The 14722-nt window shown below is 63.3% G+C and carries 12 protein-coding genes; 7 read left to right on the top strand and 5 right to left on the bottom strand.

Annotated elements, in window-relative coordinates; genetic code table 11:
* Positions 1-40 precede the first annotated feature (40 nt).
* Positions 41-910, bottom strand: a complete 870-nt coding sequence (gene panB / locus ACXYL9_RS08415; RefSeq protein ID WP_459039131.1) for a 3-methyl-2-oxobutanoate hydroxymethyltransferase — start codon at positions 908-910, stop codon at positions 41-43.
* Between the two features lie 125 nt (positions 911-1035).
* Here panB and ACXYL9_RS08410 point away from each other — a divergent pair, with 125 nt between their 5' ends.
* A complete protein-coding gene (locus ACXYL9_RS08410) occupies positions 1036-2475 on the top strand; it encodes a sodium-dependent transporter (RefSeq protein ID WP_459039130.1) in 1440 nt (479 codons plus the stop codon).
* 66 nt (positions 2476-2541) lie between these two features.
* Here ACXYL9_RS08410 and ACXYL9_RS08405 read toward each other — a convergent pair whose 3' ends face one another.
* Positions 2542-3024 (bottom strand): pyridoxamine 5'-phosphate oxidase family protein, encoded by a 483-nt coding sequence (locus tag ACXYL9_RS08405; protein WP_459039129.1) that lies wholly within the window; start codon positions 3022-3024, stop codon positions 2542-2544.
* A gap of 143 nt (positions 3025-3167) precedes the next feature.
* Here ACXYL9_RS08405 and ACXYL9_RS08400 point away from each other — a divergent pair, with 143 nt between their 5' ends.
* The 6 genes from ACXYL9_RS08400 to ACXYL9_RS08375 all read left to right on the top strand — a co-directional run bounded on the left by ACXYL9_RS08400 (position 3168) and on the right by ACXYL9_RS08375 (position 12517).
* The gene (locus ACXYL9_RS08400; RefSeq protein ID WP_459039128.1) at positions 3168-3965 is read left to right on the top strand and encodes a hypothetical protein; all 798 of its coding nucleotides are present in this window, start codon (positions 3168-3170) and stop codon (positions 3963-3965) included.
* Positions 3847-5466 (top strand): DUF6504 family protein, encoded by a 1620-nt coding sequence (locus ACXYL9_RS08395; protein WP_459039127.1) that lies wholly within the window; start codon positions 3847-3849, stop codon positions 5464-5466. Before ACXYL9_RS08400 ends, ACXYL9_RS08395 begins: the two co-directional genes overlap by 119 nt.
* Before the next feature lie 74 nt (positions 5467-5540).
* On the top strand, positions 5541-6785 hold the full coding sequence (locus ACXYL9_RS08390) for a putative DNA modification/repair radical SAM protein (RefSeq protein ID WP_459039126.1): 1245 nt from the start codon (positions 5541-5543) through the stop codon (positions 6783-6785).
* Positions 6782-8215 (top strand): UdgX family uracil-DNA binding protein, encoded by a 1434-nt coding sequence (locus tag ACXYL9_RS08385; protein WP_459039125.1) that lies wholly within the window; start codon positions 6782-6784, stop codon positions 8213-8215. Before ACXYL9_RS08390 ends, ACXYL9_RS08385 begins: the two co-directional genes overlap by 4 nt.
* Position 8216: 1 nt before the next feature.
* The gene (locus ACXYL9_RS08380; RefSeq protein ID WP_459039124.1) at positions 8217-11780 is read left to right on the top strand and encodes an error-prone DNA polymerase; all 3564 of its coding nucleotides are present in this window, start codon (positions 8217-8219) and stop codon (positions 11778-11780) included.
* Between the two features lie 41 nt (positions 11781-11821).
* Positions 11822-12517 (top strand): extensin-like domain-containing protein, encoded by a 696-nt coding sequence (locus ACXYL9_RS08375; RefSeq protein WP_459039882.1) that lies wholly within the window; start codon positions 11822-11824, stop codon positions 12515-12517.
* On the opposite strand, the gene phoB is transcribed toward ACXYL9_RS08375, so the two are convergent.
* The 3 genes from phoB to pstB form a co-directional block, all read right to left on the bottom strand.
* A complete protein-coding gene (gene phoB, locus ACXYL9_RS08370; protein ID WP_459039881.1) occupies positions 12514-13203 on the bottom strand; it encodes a phosphate regulon transcriptional regulator PhoB in 690 nt (229 codons plus the stop codon). The two genes, ACXYL9_RS08375 and phoB, sit on opposite strands and share 4 nt — an antisense overlap.
* Positions 13204-13281: 78 nt before the next feature.
* A complete protein-coding gene (gene phoU, locus ACXYL9_RS08365) occupies positions 13282-13950 on the bottom strand; it encodes a phosphate signaling complex protein PhoU (protein WP_459039123.1) in 669 nt (222 codons plus the stop codon).
* Entirely contained in the window at positions 13947-14717 is a 771-nt protein-coding gene (pstB, locus tag ACXYL9_RS08360; RefSeq protein ID WP_459039880.1) for a phosphate ABC transporter ATP-binding protein PstB, read from the bottom strand. The genes phoU and pstB overlap by 4 nt, the downstream gene beginning before the upstream one ends.
* Between the last annotated feature and the right edge of the window lie 5 nt (positions 14718-14722).

The following is a 14722-nucleotide window of genomic DNA, read 5'->3' as shown; positions in this document are numbered from 1 at the left end:
CTATGGCATTTGCCGGCGCACTGCAAGTTGTGCACTCGCGCTATTTGGGTTGGTAAAGCTGGTCAGGGCCGGGGAACCTGCGCGTGCGCACCTCCTCGGCGTAAGTCTTGGCCGTGGCTTCGATAGTCTGGGCGATATCGCCGTATTTCTTCACGAAGCGCGGCACCCGTTCGAACATGCCGAGCATATCTTCCGTCACCAGCACCTGCCCATCGCACTTGGCCGACGCTCCAATGCCGATGGTGGGCGCGCTGACCGCTTCCGTGGCCGCGATGGCGATTTGTTCGACGACGCCCTCGATAACGATGGCAAAGGCTCCCGCCTCGTCGAGTGCCTTGGCGTCGCTGACGATCTTGTCGGCCTCGGCATCGTCGCGGCCGCGGGCCATGTAACCGCCCAGGACATTGACCGCCTGCGGGGTCAGGCCGACATGCCCCATCACCGGGATCCCGCGTTGATTCAGGAAAGCGACGGTCTCGGCCATCACTTCGCCACCTTCCAGTTTCACCGCAGCAGCACCGCTTTCCTTGAGTAGGAAGCTGGCGCTTTCGAATGCCTGCTGCGGTGAGGTTTCATAGGAGCCGAACGGCATGTCGACGACGACCACCGAATGGTAACTTCCCCGCACGACTGCAGCCGCATGGTCGGCCATCATCCGCATGGTGACGGGAATGGTCGAAGGTAGCCCGTAAATAACTTGGCCGAGCGAATCCCCGACCAGCAGCAGGTCGCAATGTGCATCAAGCAATTGGGCCTGCCTTGCGGTGTAGGCCGTCAGCATCACCAGCGGTTCTTGCGTTATCCCGTCCTTCTTGCGCGCACGGATGCGCGGAACGGTCAGGCGTTTCATCGGCGCCGGGGTCGGGTTGGCGCGGCTTGTGCTCGTATCGAGCTGGAAAGTCGTCGACATAAGACCAGCAATTAGCCGCGCTTCGGGGCAAAGGCAAAGCTTGCCCCTTGGCGCGGTTCACATTTCGTTGCAGTAAGGCCGCTCAGAGAGCGCACTCAAAGCGTTTCGAGGGGATAATACGGAATATGGTAGCAGCAGCTTCAGGCAGCAGCGCAACGCGCGACGGGTGGTCATCCCGCTCGGCCTTCATTCTCGCCGCGATCGGTGCGGCTGTCGGGCTTGGTAATGTCTGGCGTTTTCCTACGCTTGCGGGCGAGAGTGGCGGCGGCGCCTTTGTCATTTTCTATATCGGCTGCGTGTTCCTGCTCGGCCTGCCGCTGGTGCTGTCGGAAATTTTCATCGGCCGTGCCGGGCAGACCGATGCGGTTGGTTCGATCAAGAAGGTCGCGCAAGAGTCGGGCGCGTCCGAGCGCTGGTCGATTTTCGGCGGGATCGGTGCGCTGGCCGCATGGCTGATTTTGTCCTTCTACTCGGTCGTTGCTGGCTGGGTGCTCTACTACGTCGGGGTGATGGGCTGGGACCTGTTGCAGGCGATTGGTGCGGGTGAACCGTTCCGCGGCGCGCTCGCCGGGGAAAGCAAGGACGTGATCGAGGGCCGGATGGGCGATCTTTTCGCCAGCCCCGGTCTGCTGCTCGCTATGCACTTCGCCTTTATGGGCCTGACGCTTTTTATCGTCGCCCGCGGCATTGGGTCAGGTATTGAAAAGGCTGCGACCTGGTTGATGCCGGCGTTTTTCGTACTGCTGGTGGGAATCACCATTTACGGGGCATTCGTCGGCGATATGGAGCAGGCGGTGCGTTTCCTGTTTACGCCTGACTGGTCGAAACTGACTCCCGCAGTGATGAATTCTGCACTCGGCCAGGCGCTGTTTTCGCTCTCGCTCGGCGTGGCGGGCCTGATTACCTATGGTTCGTATATCCATGAAGGGTCCAAGCTGGGGTCGACTTCGGCTGCCATCGCGGTCGCCGATACCAGCGTGGCCCTGATTGCAGGCTTGATGATATTCCCGATTGTCTATGCTGTCGGACTTGATCCGGCGGCCGGTCCGACGTTGGTGTTCCAGACCCTGCCGTTCGCCTTCCAGACCATGCCGGGGGGGGCTCTGATCGGCTTCCTGTTCTTTGTCCTGATCTTGGTGGCGGCGATCACCAGTTCGATCTCGCTGCTGGAGGTGCCCACGGCCTATGGCATCGGCGAGCGCGGATGGAGCCGACACAAGTCGGCCACGATCTTCGGCGGCGGCGCGTTCGTAATCGGGATCGCCTGCTTGCTTGGCTACAATGTGTGGTCCGACGTGCGGCCGCTGGGCTTCTGGTCGCTGTTCGAGAATACCGATATTCTCGACACGGTGGATGGCTTCACCGGCAAGGTGATGCTGCCGATCGGGGCGCTTCTCACCTCCGTGTTTATTGGCTGGAAGGCCGACAGCCGAATGGTTCAGGAAGTGACCGGGCTGTCTGGTAGCATGTTCGTCGTATGGCGGTTCCTGATCGCCTGGTTGTGCCCGATTGCGGTGACGATCATCCTTATCACTGGCCTGTTCCCCAGTATCCTGGGCAGTTGATCCGGAACGCCGTTACGAAAAGGGCCGCTCAATCGAGCGGCCCTTTCTGTTTTGGGACGAAGGTTTCTAGAGCGTCGTTTCGACGTGCTCGTCGCGCGCTTCTTCGCGCACGTCCTTGCCCATCAGCATCTTGGCTGTGGTGATCACGCCAAGGTCGCTGTTCCAGATTTCGGCCTTGCCGAGGTCCATCCGCAGCATCAGCAAGTTGGGATCGTCCTTGCCGCCGGGAAACCAGGCCTCGACGACGTTGTTCCACTGCTTTTCCAGGCGTTCGCGACTGGTTTCGTGCGCCAGCGTGCCTTCAAAGCGGGCAAACATCTCGTGTCCTTTGCCTGAGAAAGTCGCCACTGCCTGGCCCATCTGGGCGAGGTTGTGATCCTTGGTGGTGAAGAACCAGATGGCGCTATCGGCATCCTTATCGAGCTGGGCGGTCATTACCACGGAATCTGTCGGAGCCTCCGTGCGCTCGAGGAATACGAATGGCGAATCGGCCAGTGCCTTCCAGAATTTGGCTTTTAGTTCGTCGGCATTGCCTTGGTCGTATTTCATGGTGGGGGTCTCCTTGTTTTCTTCATCAACGGGATGGCGCTTCCTTTTGTTCCATAAGCGGGGCGGGCTCACCTTCCGCGCGCAAGAGGGCATTGCGTCTCGGCCAGGAATGGAACATATAAAGAACATACAGTAGATTCGCTATGAGCAAGACCGCCCTCCCATCCGGGCTCCCCATGCTGGGAAGCGCCGATATCGCCGCGCTTTCGGCTGCGCGCAGTAATCGCTGGCGCCCGGGACTCGCGGCGCAGGGTCAGTCTGCGCGTCATAGCGAAGTCTTTGCCAGCGGGCGCGAAGGGAGTGGGGCCGGACTGGCCTTGTCGCTGGCGCTCGACGAATTGCAGGGAAGCCAGCCCGGCGCAGGTACCGAGGCGGAGGATCGGCGCGCGATTCTGTGGGTGCAGGACAAGGTGGCAGCGCGGCTGACCGGCCGGCCCTATCGCCCCGGTCTGCCGCCACAGTTGCGGCACCGGATAATCCATGTGCTGGCGGAAAAGCCGCAGGACATGCTGTTCGCGCTGGAGGAGGGGCTGCGCTGCCGCGACCTCGCCTGCGTGATTGGCGAGTTGGTGGGCAATCCCAAGGTCCTCGATTTCACTGCCTCGCGCCGACTCAGCCTGGCAGCGGAAAAGCATGGTGTGCCGCTGTGGCTGGTGCGGCTCGATGCTCGCCATGATCTTTCCTCCGCCCGGCTGCGCTGGGATGTGGAGAGCGCCCCGTCGCCGGCGCCCGAATGGAACGCCCAGGCCCCCGGCGCGCCCAGTTGGCGAGCCGAATTGTTCCGCGCCCGCGCTCATGCGCCGGGCCAATGGATGTTGAGTGATGACGGTACAGGACTTGTCGCCGGTCGTCCGGGCCAGGACCGGGAAGGAAGCGCCCCCGCGGCGAATCCTTTCCATCTGGTGCGCGCGTCTCGCGGTCGATCGCTGGCGGTTGGCTGAAGGCGCACACCGCGGTGACGGTCCTGATGCCGTGCCGCTCGCGCTGATCACGGAAACCGCCCACGGCCCCCGGATTGATGCGGCCAATGATGCCGGCCTTGCCAGTGGTGCACGGCCGGGAATGATGCTGGCCGATGCCCGCACTTTGTGTCCCGAGATCAAGGTCGCGCCGTCCGATCCGGCCGGCGATCTCAATGCGCTGGAAAAGCTGGCCCTGTGGGCGCAGCGCTGGGGCCCGTGGTCGGCGCTCGATCCGCCCGATGGCGTGATCGTCGATGTCACCGCAGCTGCACATCTGTTTGGCGGCGAGGCGAAGCTGCTGGACGATGCCCAGGCATTGTTCGAAAAGCGCGGGCTGACCGCGCGGCTCGCCATCGCGCCGACCGCCGGTGCCGCCTGGGCGCTGGCGCATTACGGTCCGCCGCGCAGCATCCTTGCGCCCGGTGACGACATGGCCGCGCGCCTGTCCGACCTGCCGGTCGCGGCCTTGCGGCTCGACGACGACGTGCTGACTATCCTGCGCCGGCTCGGTCTCAAGACGCTGGGCCAGCTGGATACGGTGGAAAGCGAGGGCGGGGGTCGCGATGCCATCATGCGGCGCTTTCGCAACCGCAAATCGCCCGCCGCCAACCCGCTGGTGCGGATGGACCAGCTGCTCGGCAAGGTGCCCGAACCGCTGCTGCCGGTGCTTGCCCAACATGATCCGCTAGTACAGCGCCGCCTGGTCGAACCGATCCGCCACCGCGAGTTGCTCGACCAGGTGCTGCGCGATCTTGCCGCCGATATGGCGCGTGAGTTGGAGGGGCGGGGCAGCGGTGCACGCCGGCTTGAGCTGGGGTTGTGGCGGGTCGACGGCGAAGTGGTGGTGCGGCGCCTCGAACTCGCCGCCGCCACCCGCGATGGCGATCACATCTGTCGCCTGTTCGGCGAGAAGCTGGACGATATCGACGCCGGCTTTGGGATCGAGACCGTGCGCCTGCGCGCCAGCTGGGCCGAGCCGCTGGCGCTGGCGCAAGGCGATATCGAGGCTGCGGCCGAGGAGCATGGCACCTCGCTTGCCGCCTTTGTTGACCGGCTGACCACCCGGCTCGGCCCCCGGGCGGTGCGCCGCCCTATCCCCTTCGGCAGCCACGTGCCCGAACGCGCTCAGCGCTGGCAGCCACCGCTCGAACCGCCACCTTCGACGCAAGAGGAGCTGTGCTTCCACGCGCGGCCCCTGAAGCTGCTCGACCGGGCCGAGCCAATCGCGGTGCTTTATGCCACGCCTGACGGCTATCCCCAGCGCTTCCGCTGGCGGGGACAGGTGCACGAAGTGGTGCGGGTGGAAGGACCGGAACGGATCGCGCCCGAGTGGTGGCGCGAACGTTCGACCGTGCGGCTGCGCGATTATTACAAGATCGAGGACAGCAAGGGTCGCCGCTACTGGATCTACCGCCACGGGCTGATCGGCGACGGGCGCGGCGGCCTGCCCGACTGGTATTTGCAGGGGCTCTGCGCCTAGGAAAAACGCTGTGCGGGGGCCAGGTATCTTCTTTTGTTCTGGCGTCGTGGCGTCAGAGAACATATATAGAACGCATGACTCGTCAGACCATCCTCGAAAAGCTCGAAATCCTTGCCGATGCGGCGAAATACGATGCCTCCTGCGCGTCCTCCGGCACGGCGAAGAAGAACTCGCTGGGCGGGAAGGGTATCGGCTCGACTGAGGGGATGGGCATCTGCCACGCCTATGCGCCCGATGGCCGCTGCATCTCGTTGCTCAAAGTGCTGCTGACCAATCACTGCATCTTCGACTGCCACTACTGCATCAACCGCAAGAGCTCGAACGTGCGCCGCGCCCGCTTCACACCGCAGGAGGTCGCCGACCTCACGCTGAGCTTTTACAAGCGCAATTACATCGAAGGGCTGTTTCTCTCATCGGGTATCGTCAAGAGCTCCAACCACACCATGGAGCAAATGGTGGAGACCGCCCGGATTCTTCGCGAGGAGCATGATTTTCGCGGCTACATCCACCTCAAAACCATCCCGGAGGCGGACCCGGACTTGATCCACCAGGCCGGGCTCCTCGCCGATCGCCTGTCGATCAATGTCGAACTGCCGACCGATGCCGGGCTCACCCGCCTCGCGCCCGACAAGGATGCGCGCCAAATCGAAGGCGCAATGGGCGGTACCAAGATGGCGATCGCCCAGGCCAGGGACGAGACCAAGCGGTTTCGCCATGCGCCGCGTTTTGCCCCGGCTGGCCAGTCTACCCAGATGATCGTCGGGGCCGATACCGCCAGCGATTCCGATATCGTTGGAAAGGCGAGCCGACTGTATGACAATTTCCGGCTGCGCCGGGTCTATTACTCGGCCTTCAGTCCGATCCCCGATGCCAGTGCGGTCCTGCCGCTCAAACGTCCGCCGCTGATCCGCGAGCATCGGCTCTACCAGTCCGACTGGCTGATGCGGTTCTATGGCTACCAACCGGGCGAGATCATGCAGGCGACCGGTGCGGACGGAAACCTGCCGCTCGACATCGATCCCAAGCTGGCCTGGGCGCTCAAGTTTCGCGGATCGTTTCCGGTCGACGTCAACCGTGCGACCAAAGAGCAATTGTTGCGGGTGCCGGGGCTGGGGACGACGGCGGTGGCGCGCATCCTCACCGCGCGGCGGCACCGGACGCTGCGGCTCGACGATGTCGCCAGGCTGACCGTCTCGCTCGCCAAGGTACGCCCCTTTATCGTCACCTGTGACTGGCGGCCGACGCTGCTGACCGACCGCGCCGACCTGCGCCGCCTGCTGGCGCCGAGGCAGGAGCAGTTGGAGCTGTTCGCGGCATGACTTCGCTCCAGCACGTCAAACTCGGCACCTATTACGTGGTTCACATCCCGCGACCCGACGATTTCGCTTTCTGGCGCGAGCGGGCGCGGCAATTGGTGCAATGCGACGTGCCGCCCGACCGGGTGGCATGGGTCGAACCGGGTGGGTCGGGTGACCTGTTCTCCGGCGGCGATACGCGGCTGCCGGTGCCACCCGCAGACGCACCGCCGGTCCGGGCGAGCAAGCGCTTCCTCAAGCTGGCGCAGAATGCCGCGCTCCATTCCGATCCCGAGAGGTTCGCGCTACTTTATCGCTTGGTCTGGCGGCTGCAGCGCAATCCGCGGGCGATGGAGGACAAGGCCGATACCGATGTGCGCCGGATCGAGGAGCTCGACAAGAACGTGCGCCGCGACAGCCACAAGATGCACGCCTTCGTCCGCTTCCGACAGGTCAAGGAGGAGGATGGCGGCGAACACTATGTCGCCTGGTTCGAGCCTGACCATCATATCGTGCGCGCCAATGCCGGCTTTTTCAAACGCCGCTTCGCCAATATGCGCTGGTCGATCCTGACCCCGCGCGGCACGCTGCACTGGGATGGCGAGACCATGCGCGAAGGTCCGCCGGCGCAGAAATCCGATGCCCCGCTGGGCGATCCGGCAGAGGATCTGTGGCGCACCTATTACGCTTCCATCTTCAACCCTGCGCGGTTGAAGGTCGGGGCGATGCTGTCGGAAATGCCCAAGAAATATTGGAAGAACCTGCCCGAGGCGGCGCTCATTCCCGATCTGATCGCCGGGGCGCAGGCGCGCGAGGCGACCATGGTGGATGCCGGCAAACGCGAATTCGAGGAACGGCCCGACACGCTTGCGGCAATTGACCGCGCTATCCACCAGTGCCGCCAGTGTCCGATCGGCGAACTCGACAACCAGGCAGTGATGGGGGAGGGGCCGCAAGACGCGGAACTAATGATCGTCGGCGAACAGCCGGGCGATCACGAGGACCAGTCCGGGCGGCCCTTCGTCGGTCCGGCCGGACAATTGCTCGACCGGCACTTGGAAAAGGCCGGGATCGAACGGCGCAGCGCCTATGTCACCAACACGGTCAAGCATTTCAAATATGTCCAGCGCGGCAAGCGGCGGCTGCACCAGGCACCCACCGCCAAGGAAATCGATACCTGCCGCTGGTGGATCGAGAGCGAACGCGCACTGGTGCAGCCCAAGCTGGTGCTGGCCCTGGGCGCGAGCGCGGCGCGCGGGATGCTGGGCAAGACGGTCAGCATGTCGAAGGTTCGCGGTGCCCCGATCCTGCTCGACGATGGCAGCGAATTGTGGGTCACCGCGCACCCGTCCTACCTGCTGCGGCTCGACGGCGAGGCAGCGGAAAAGCAGGCCCGGCTGTTCGAGGCTGACCTGGCAGCGGTGAAGGAACGCTTGGCGGAGCTGGCGGCGTGAGATGCCCGACCAACCGCTCACCCCTGACAAACGCCGGATCGAGGTCGATCCCGACGCGATAGAAGCGCCGCCGCGCGCGCCCTTTGTCGAGCTCGGACTAGTCAGCTGCTTCAGCTTCCTGCGCGGGGCGAGCGACGCGGTCGATCTCGTCCTGACCGCGCGCAGCCATGGCTATGACGCGATCGGGATTGCCGACGTCAACTCGATGGCCGGAGTGGTGCGCATCCATACCGAGGCCCAGACCCTCAAGCTGCGGCCCATTGTCGGGACCCGGATCGAGACGGTCGAGGGGCTTGCCTTCCTTGCTTATCCGCAGGACCGCGCCGCCTATGGCAGGCTTTGCCGCCTGATCAGCGCCGGGCGGATGGCGACGCTGGATGGCGAATGGCAGGCCAAGGGGGCGTGCGAGATCGACCTCGCCATGCTCGCTGCACACAGCGAAGGCGTGCAACTGATCCTGCTGCCACCCGATGACCTTGCGTCGCGCTTCACTATCGCGGGCACCGGCAATGTCGTCGGGCTGGACCGTGCCCCGGTGCAAGGGAGCATGACCGCGGGCTTCGTTGAACTGCTCCCACATCTGGTTCGCCAGCTGCCCGGCCTGCGGCACCTGGCCGCCAGTCATCTCTATCGCGGTGACGATATCGCCAGGATCGACCGGCTCGACACGCTCGCGCAGGCCAATGGCCTTGCGCTGCTGGCGACAAATGACGTGCATTATCATGCACCTGGCCGGCGTCCCTTGCAGGACGTCATGACCGCGATCCGGCACAAGACCACGGTCGCCAGGGCCGGGCACTTGCTCCACGGCAATGCCGAACGCTATCTCAAGCCGCCCGAGGTGATGGTCCACCTGTTCGCGCGCTGGCCCCATGCCATCACGGCGACGCGCGACGTGGCAGATGCCTGCAGCTTCAACCTCGATGAACTCAAATACGAGTATCCGCAGGAGATATATCCCGACGGCATGACGCCACAACAATTCCTCGAAGAGGCGACGTGGAAGGGCGCAAAATGGCGCTATCCCAATGGCTTGCCAGAAGTTGTTCGTGACACGCTGAAGCGCGAGCTGGCGCTGATCGCCAAGCTCGACCTGGCGCGGTACTTCCTCACTATCAAGGATATCGTCGATTATGCCCGCACCGGGGTTTCGCCGCCGATCCTGTGCCAGGGGCGCGGCAGCGCGGCCAATTCAGCGGTCTGTTTCGTGCTGGGCATCACCTCGGTCGATCCGGCCAAGCACCAGTTGCTGTTCGATCGCTTCATCTCCGAAGAGCGTAAGGAGCCACCCGATATCGATGTCGATTTCGAACATGAGCGTCGCGAGGAGGTGATCCAGCACATCTATCGCAAATACGGCCGCCACCGCGCCGGCCTGACCGCGACGGTGATCCACTATCGTCCGCGCATGGCGATCCGCGAGGTGGGTAAGGCGATGGGATTATCCGAAGATGTGACTGCCGCGCTGGCGAAGACCGTGTGGGGCGGGTGGGGCAAAGAGATCGGCGAAGGTCATGTCGCGGAAACCGGCATGGACGTGACCGATCCGCAGCTTCGCCGTGTCCTCACGCTTACTCGGCAAATGATTGGAATGCCAAGACATTTGTCGCAGCATGTCGGCGGGTTCATCCTCACCGAAAGCGCGCTGACCGAGACGGTGCCGATCGGCAATGGTGCCATGCCTGATCGCAGCTTCATCGAATGGGACAAGGACGATATCGAGGCGCTGGGCATATTGAAAGTCGACGTGCTGGCGCTGGGGATGCTGACCTGCATCAGGAAATGCCTCGATCTACTTGAAAACCATCATCAAAGACCGCTCGAACTCGCCAGTGTCCCGCGCGAGGATCCCGAAACCTACGCGATGCTGCGCACCGGCGATTCACTCGGCGTGTTCCAGGTCGAGAGCCGGGCGCAGATGAACATGCTGCCACGCCTGCGCCCGCGCGAGTTCTACGACCTGGTGATCCAGGTCGCGATCGTGCGCCCCGGGCCGATCCAGGGAGACATGGTGCACCCCTATCTCAAGCGGCGGCGCGGGGCGGAGAAAGTGGTCATTCCCGCACCCAGTCCGCAGCATGGCCCGCCGGACGAGTTGTCGAGCATTCTCGAGCGTACACTGGGGGTGCCGATCTTCCAGGAACAGGCGATGAAGATCGCGCTCGACGCGGCGAAATTCTCCAGCCTCGAAGCCAACCGCCTGCGCAAGGCGATGGCGACCTTCCGCAGCCGCGGCATGGTCGACGAGTTGCAGGACATGATGGTCGAGCGGATGGTCGACCGGGGTTACGACCGCGAGTTCGCCCAGCGCTGTTTCAACCAGATCCGCGGCTTCGGCGAATATGGCTTCCCCGAAAGCCATGCGGCGAGCTTTGCTCACCTCGTCTACGTGTCGAGCTGGCTCAAATGCCACTTCCCCGCAGCCTTTGCCTGCGCGCTGCTCAATTCGCAGCCCATGGGGTTCTATGCCCCGGCCCAGATCGTGCGCGATGCCAGCGAGCACGGGGTCGAAGTGCTGCCGGCTGATGTGAACCATTCGCAATGGGACTGCACGCTGGAAGAAATTGCCGCGCCGCCCAAGCGGCATGGTGGCATGGGGCACGATGCCGGGCGGCAGGACCGGCATATCGCACTGCGGCTCGGCCTACGACAAGTCGATAGCCTGCCCGAGCATGTTGCCGCGCGATTGCTGAGCGAGCGTGACGCCAGGGGGCCGTTCGCTGACGTCAGGGCGGTGAAGGACCGTGCCGGCATCGGCCCGGCGCATGTCGAGCGGCTTGCCAGTGCCGATTGCTTCTCCTCGATGGGGCTGTCGCGCCGTCAGGCCCTGTGGGATGCGCGCAGCCTGGTCGCGGGGCCGGACCTGCCACTGTTCCGCGCCGCCGAGGAACGCGACGAGGGCGCGGAGCGTAAACGCACCATGCTTCCCGCCATGCCGCTGTCCGAAGAGGTCGTCGCCGATTACCAGACCACGCGGCTGAGCCTGAAAGCGCATCCGATGGCCTTCCTGCGTCCCGACCTGGCCGAGCGCGGCTTCGTGCGCGCCTGCGACCTGCGCGACCGCAAGTTCCGTTCCATGGTGCAGGTTGCCGGGGTGGTGCTGATCCGCCAGCGACCGGGCAGCGCCAAGGGCGTGTGCTTCATCACGCTCGAGGACGAGACCGGGGTGATCAACCTGGTGGTGTGGCCGGACTTGAAGGAGAAACAGCGCAAGGTGGTGATGGGCTCGCGGCTGATGGAAGTGCGGGGCCGGGTCGAGTATGATGACGAGGTGATTCATGTCATCGCCCACCACATGACCGACGCGACGCACCAACTCGCCAAGCTGTCCGACGACATGCTCAATACGCCGGTCGCGCGCGCCGATCATGTCAACAATCCGCTGCCGACTTCGCACTCCAACTCGCGTGACTATCTGCGCCAGGGGAAGGGCGGTCCCTACAAACCGGTAGAGCCGTGGGAGGAGCCGCCAGCAGGTAACCGCAAATGTGGATTTCATGGCCCCGGCAGTGGCGGCCATCCGCGCGATGTACGCATCATTCCCAAGTCGCGGGACTTCCATTGAGTAAAACACGCCGCTGGAAGATCTCGCGCCGGATCGGGCGGATGCGATGGGACCGTAGCGCTCTCAGGCTGCTGGTCCTGCTCGGTGCCGCCATGTGGGGCTGGAACTGGCTGCAGACGCATCCGGGCGACAACCCATGGGCTCCGCTCGACCTGCGGGACGAACCGGGCTGGGCGACCGGCCGCAAGATCATCGCCCTGCGCGACGATCCACAGCAATGCCGCGCAGTGCTCAAACGCAGCGAAGTAGCGTTCGCCCGGCTCAATCCGGCGGGTGAGGGAGCCTGCCGGCGCGAGGATCGCACCCGGCTCACTTCCTATCCCCTCACACCGAAAACACCGCCGACCAGTTGCGCAGTGGCCGCCGCACTGCAGGTCTGGCTCAACCAGAGCGTGCAGGCAGCAGCGCATGACGCTTACGGACAGGCCGTGGCACAGATCGAGCATCTCGGCAGCTACAGCTGTCGCAGGCTCTACGGAAGGTCGGAGGGGCAATGGAGCGAGCACGCTACCGGCAATGCGATTGACATTGCCGGCTTCGTGCTGGCGGACGGAACGAGCATCGGGCTAGCGGCGGACTGGGATGGAAACGAAACGGACAAGGCATTCCTGCGGCAGGTCCGCGACGGGGCCTGCGCGGTGTTCGGAACGGTGCTGTCACCTGACTACAACGCCGCCCATCGCGACCATTTCCACCTCGACCAGGCCGCGCGAGGCTTTGGCGGGGTCTGCCGCTAGACGGTTTCGAGCGCGTAGCCGGCGGAGCGAACGGTTCGGATCGGATCATCGGCGCCGGGCAGCTCGATTGCCTTGCGCAATCGCCTGATATGGACATCGACCGTGCGCAGCTCGATATCGCTGCCAGTGCCCCATACGCCGTCGAGCAACTGGCCGCGGCTGAAGACCCGGCCCGGACTTTCCATGAAAAACTTGAGAAGGCGATATTCGGTCGGTCCGAGTTGCAGCGTCTCGCCTCTTCGCTTGACCCTGTGCGCCACCGGGTCGAGCTGTATGTCTCCGACTTCCACTGTTTCGCCCGCCAGTGCGGGACGAATCCTTCGCATTACGGCCGCCACGCGGGCCAGCAATTCGCGCGGGCTAAACGGCTTGGTGATATAATCGTCGGCCCCGGTTTCCAACCCCCGAACACGGTCGTCTTCGGCTTCACGGGCGGTCAGCATGATGATCGGGACATGCGCTGTCGCCTTGTCACGCCGCAATCGACGGCACACTTCGATACCGCTGGTGCCTTCGATCATCCAGTCCAGCAGGATCAGGTCCGGCACATCCTCACTTGCCATGAGCAAAGCTTCGTCACCGTCGCCAGTGACACGGACATGGTATCCTTCATTGGTGAAACGATATTCAAGCAGCTCGGAAAGAGCAGGATCATCCTCCACCAGGAGGAGCTTGGCTGACGGCACTTCTACCACCCCTTTGCTTTAGCTTCGGGCAGAGCCTTATGGCAATCACGCGTCAGTATTGTTTCAATCGGATGGATTTCAGTCCGCGTCGGCCGGATAATCGCCGGTCGCAGCAAAATGCACCATTTCGGCAACATTGGTGGCATGGTCGCCAATCCGCTCAATGTTCTTGGCCACAAACAACAGTTGGGCCGCGCTGGAGATTGTCGCAGGGTTCTCCACCATGTGGCTGACAAGATTACGAAAAATGCTGTTGTAAAACGCGTCCACCTTCTCGTCGGCAGCGATCACTTCCAGTGCAAGGGCGGCATCGCGCGCCGAATATGCCGTCAGCACGTCATGCACCATTTCGGAGGCAAGGTCGGCCATGGTCGGCAGCAGGGTCAACGGTTCGAACCGGTCGCGACCGTCGATCTGGCCAACCCGCTTGGCGATGTTCTTGGCGTAGTCACCAATACGCTCGACCACGCCGGCAATCTTGAGTGCAGCAATGACTTCGCGAAGATCGTCGGCCATTGGCGCCCGCAGGGCGATGATCCGCACGGATAATTTGTCGACTTCGCTTTCGAGAACGTCGATTTCCTTGTCGCGGCGAACGACTTCGCTGGCGAGATCCTGGTCACCCTTGACCATTGCCTCGATGGCGTTGTGCAGCGCGACTTCGGAAAGCCCGCCCATTTCCGCGATCAAGCCGCGCAAGCGGGTAATGTCTTCGTCAAACGCCTTGACTGTATGATCCTGGCTCATCCGTAACGACCTGTAATATAATCCTTGGTGCGGACCTCCAAGGGATTGGTGAAGATGGCGTCGGTGGGGCCGTATTCGACCATCTCACCGAGGTGAAAAAATGCGGTGCGTTGCGAGACGCGGGCAGCCTGCTGCATCGAGTGTGTGACGATGACTATAGCATATCGCCCTTGCAACTCGTCGATCAGTTCCTCGATCTTGGCCGTGGCAATTGGGTCGAGCGCGGAACATGGTTCGTCCATCAGGATCACCTCCGGATCGACCGCGATAGCCCGCGCGATGCATAGCCTCTGCTGCTGTCCGCCCGACAACGCTGTGCCCGATTCCTGGAGGCGATCTTTGACCTCGTTCCACAGGCCGGCGCGCTGGAGCGAGCTTTCAACAATCTGGTCAAGCTCGGCCCGCGAATTGGCCAGGCCGTGGATGCCCGGACCATAAGCAACATTATCGTAAATGCTCTTGGGGAAAGGATTGGGTTTCTGGAACACCATTCCCACTCGCGCGCGAAGCTGCACAACATCCATCCGGCTGTCGTAGATATCCTCACCGTCGAGTTCGATCTGCCCCTCTACACGGGCAGAGGGGATGGTGTCGTTCATGCGGTTAAGCGCGCGCAAGAACGTCGATTTGCCGCAGCCCGACGGACCGATGAAGGCCGTTACGTATTCTGCCGGGATGTCGATCGAAACGCTGTCGATTGCCTGCTTGTCGCCGTAATAGACGGAGACGCCGCGAGTGCGCATCTTGGGATCGGTCGGCGCGTCCATGTCGT

The sequence above is a fragment of the Qipengyuania sp. CAU 1752 genome (genome assembly GCF_054482615.1).
This window is presented reverse-complemented; position numbering and strand designations above follow the sequence as displayed.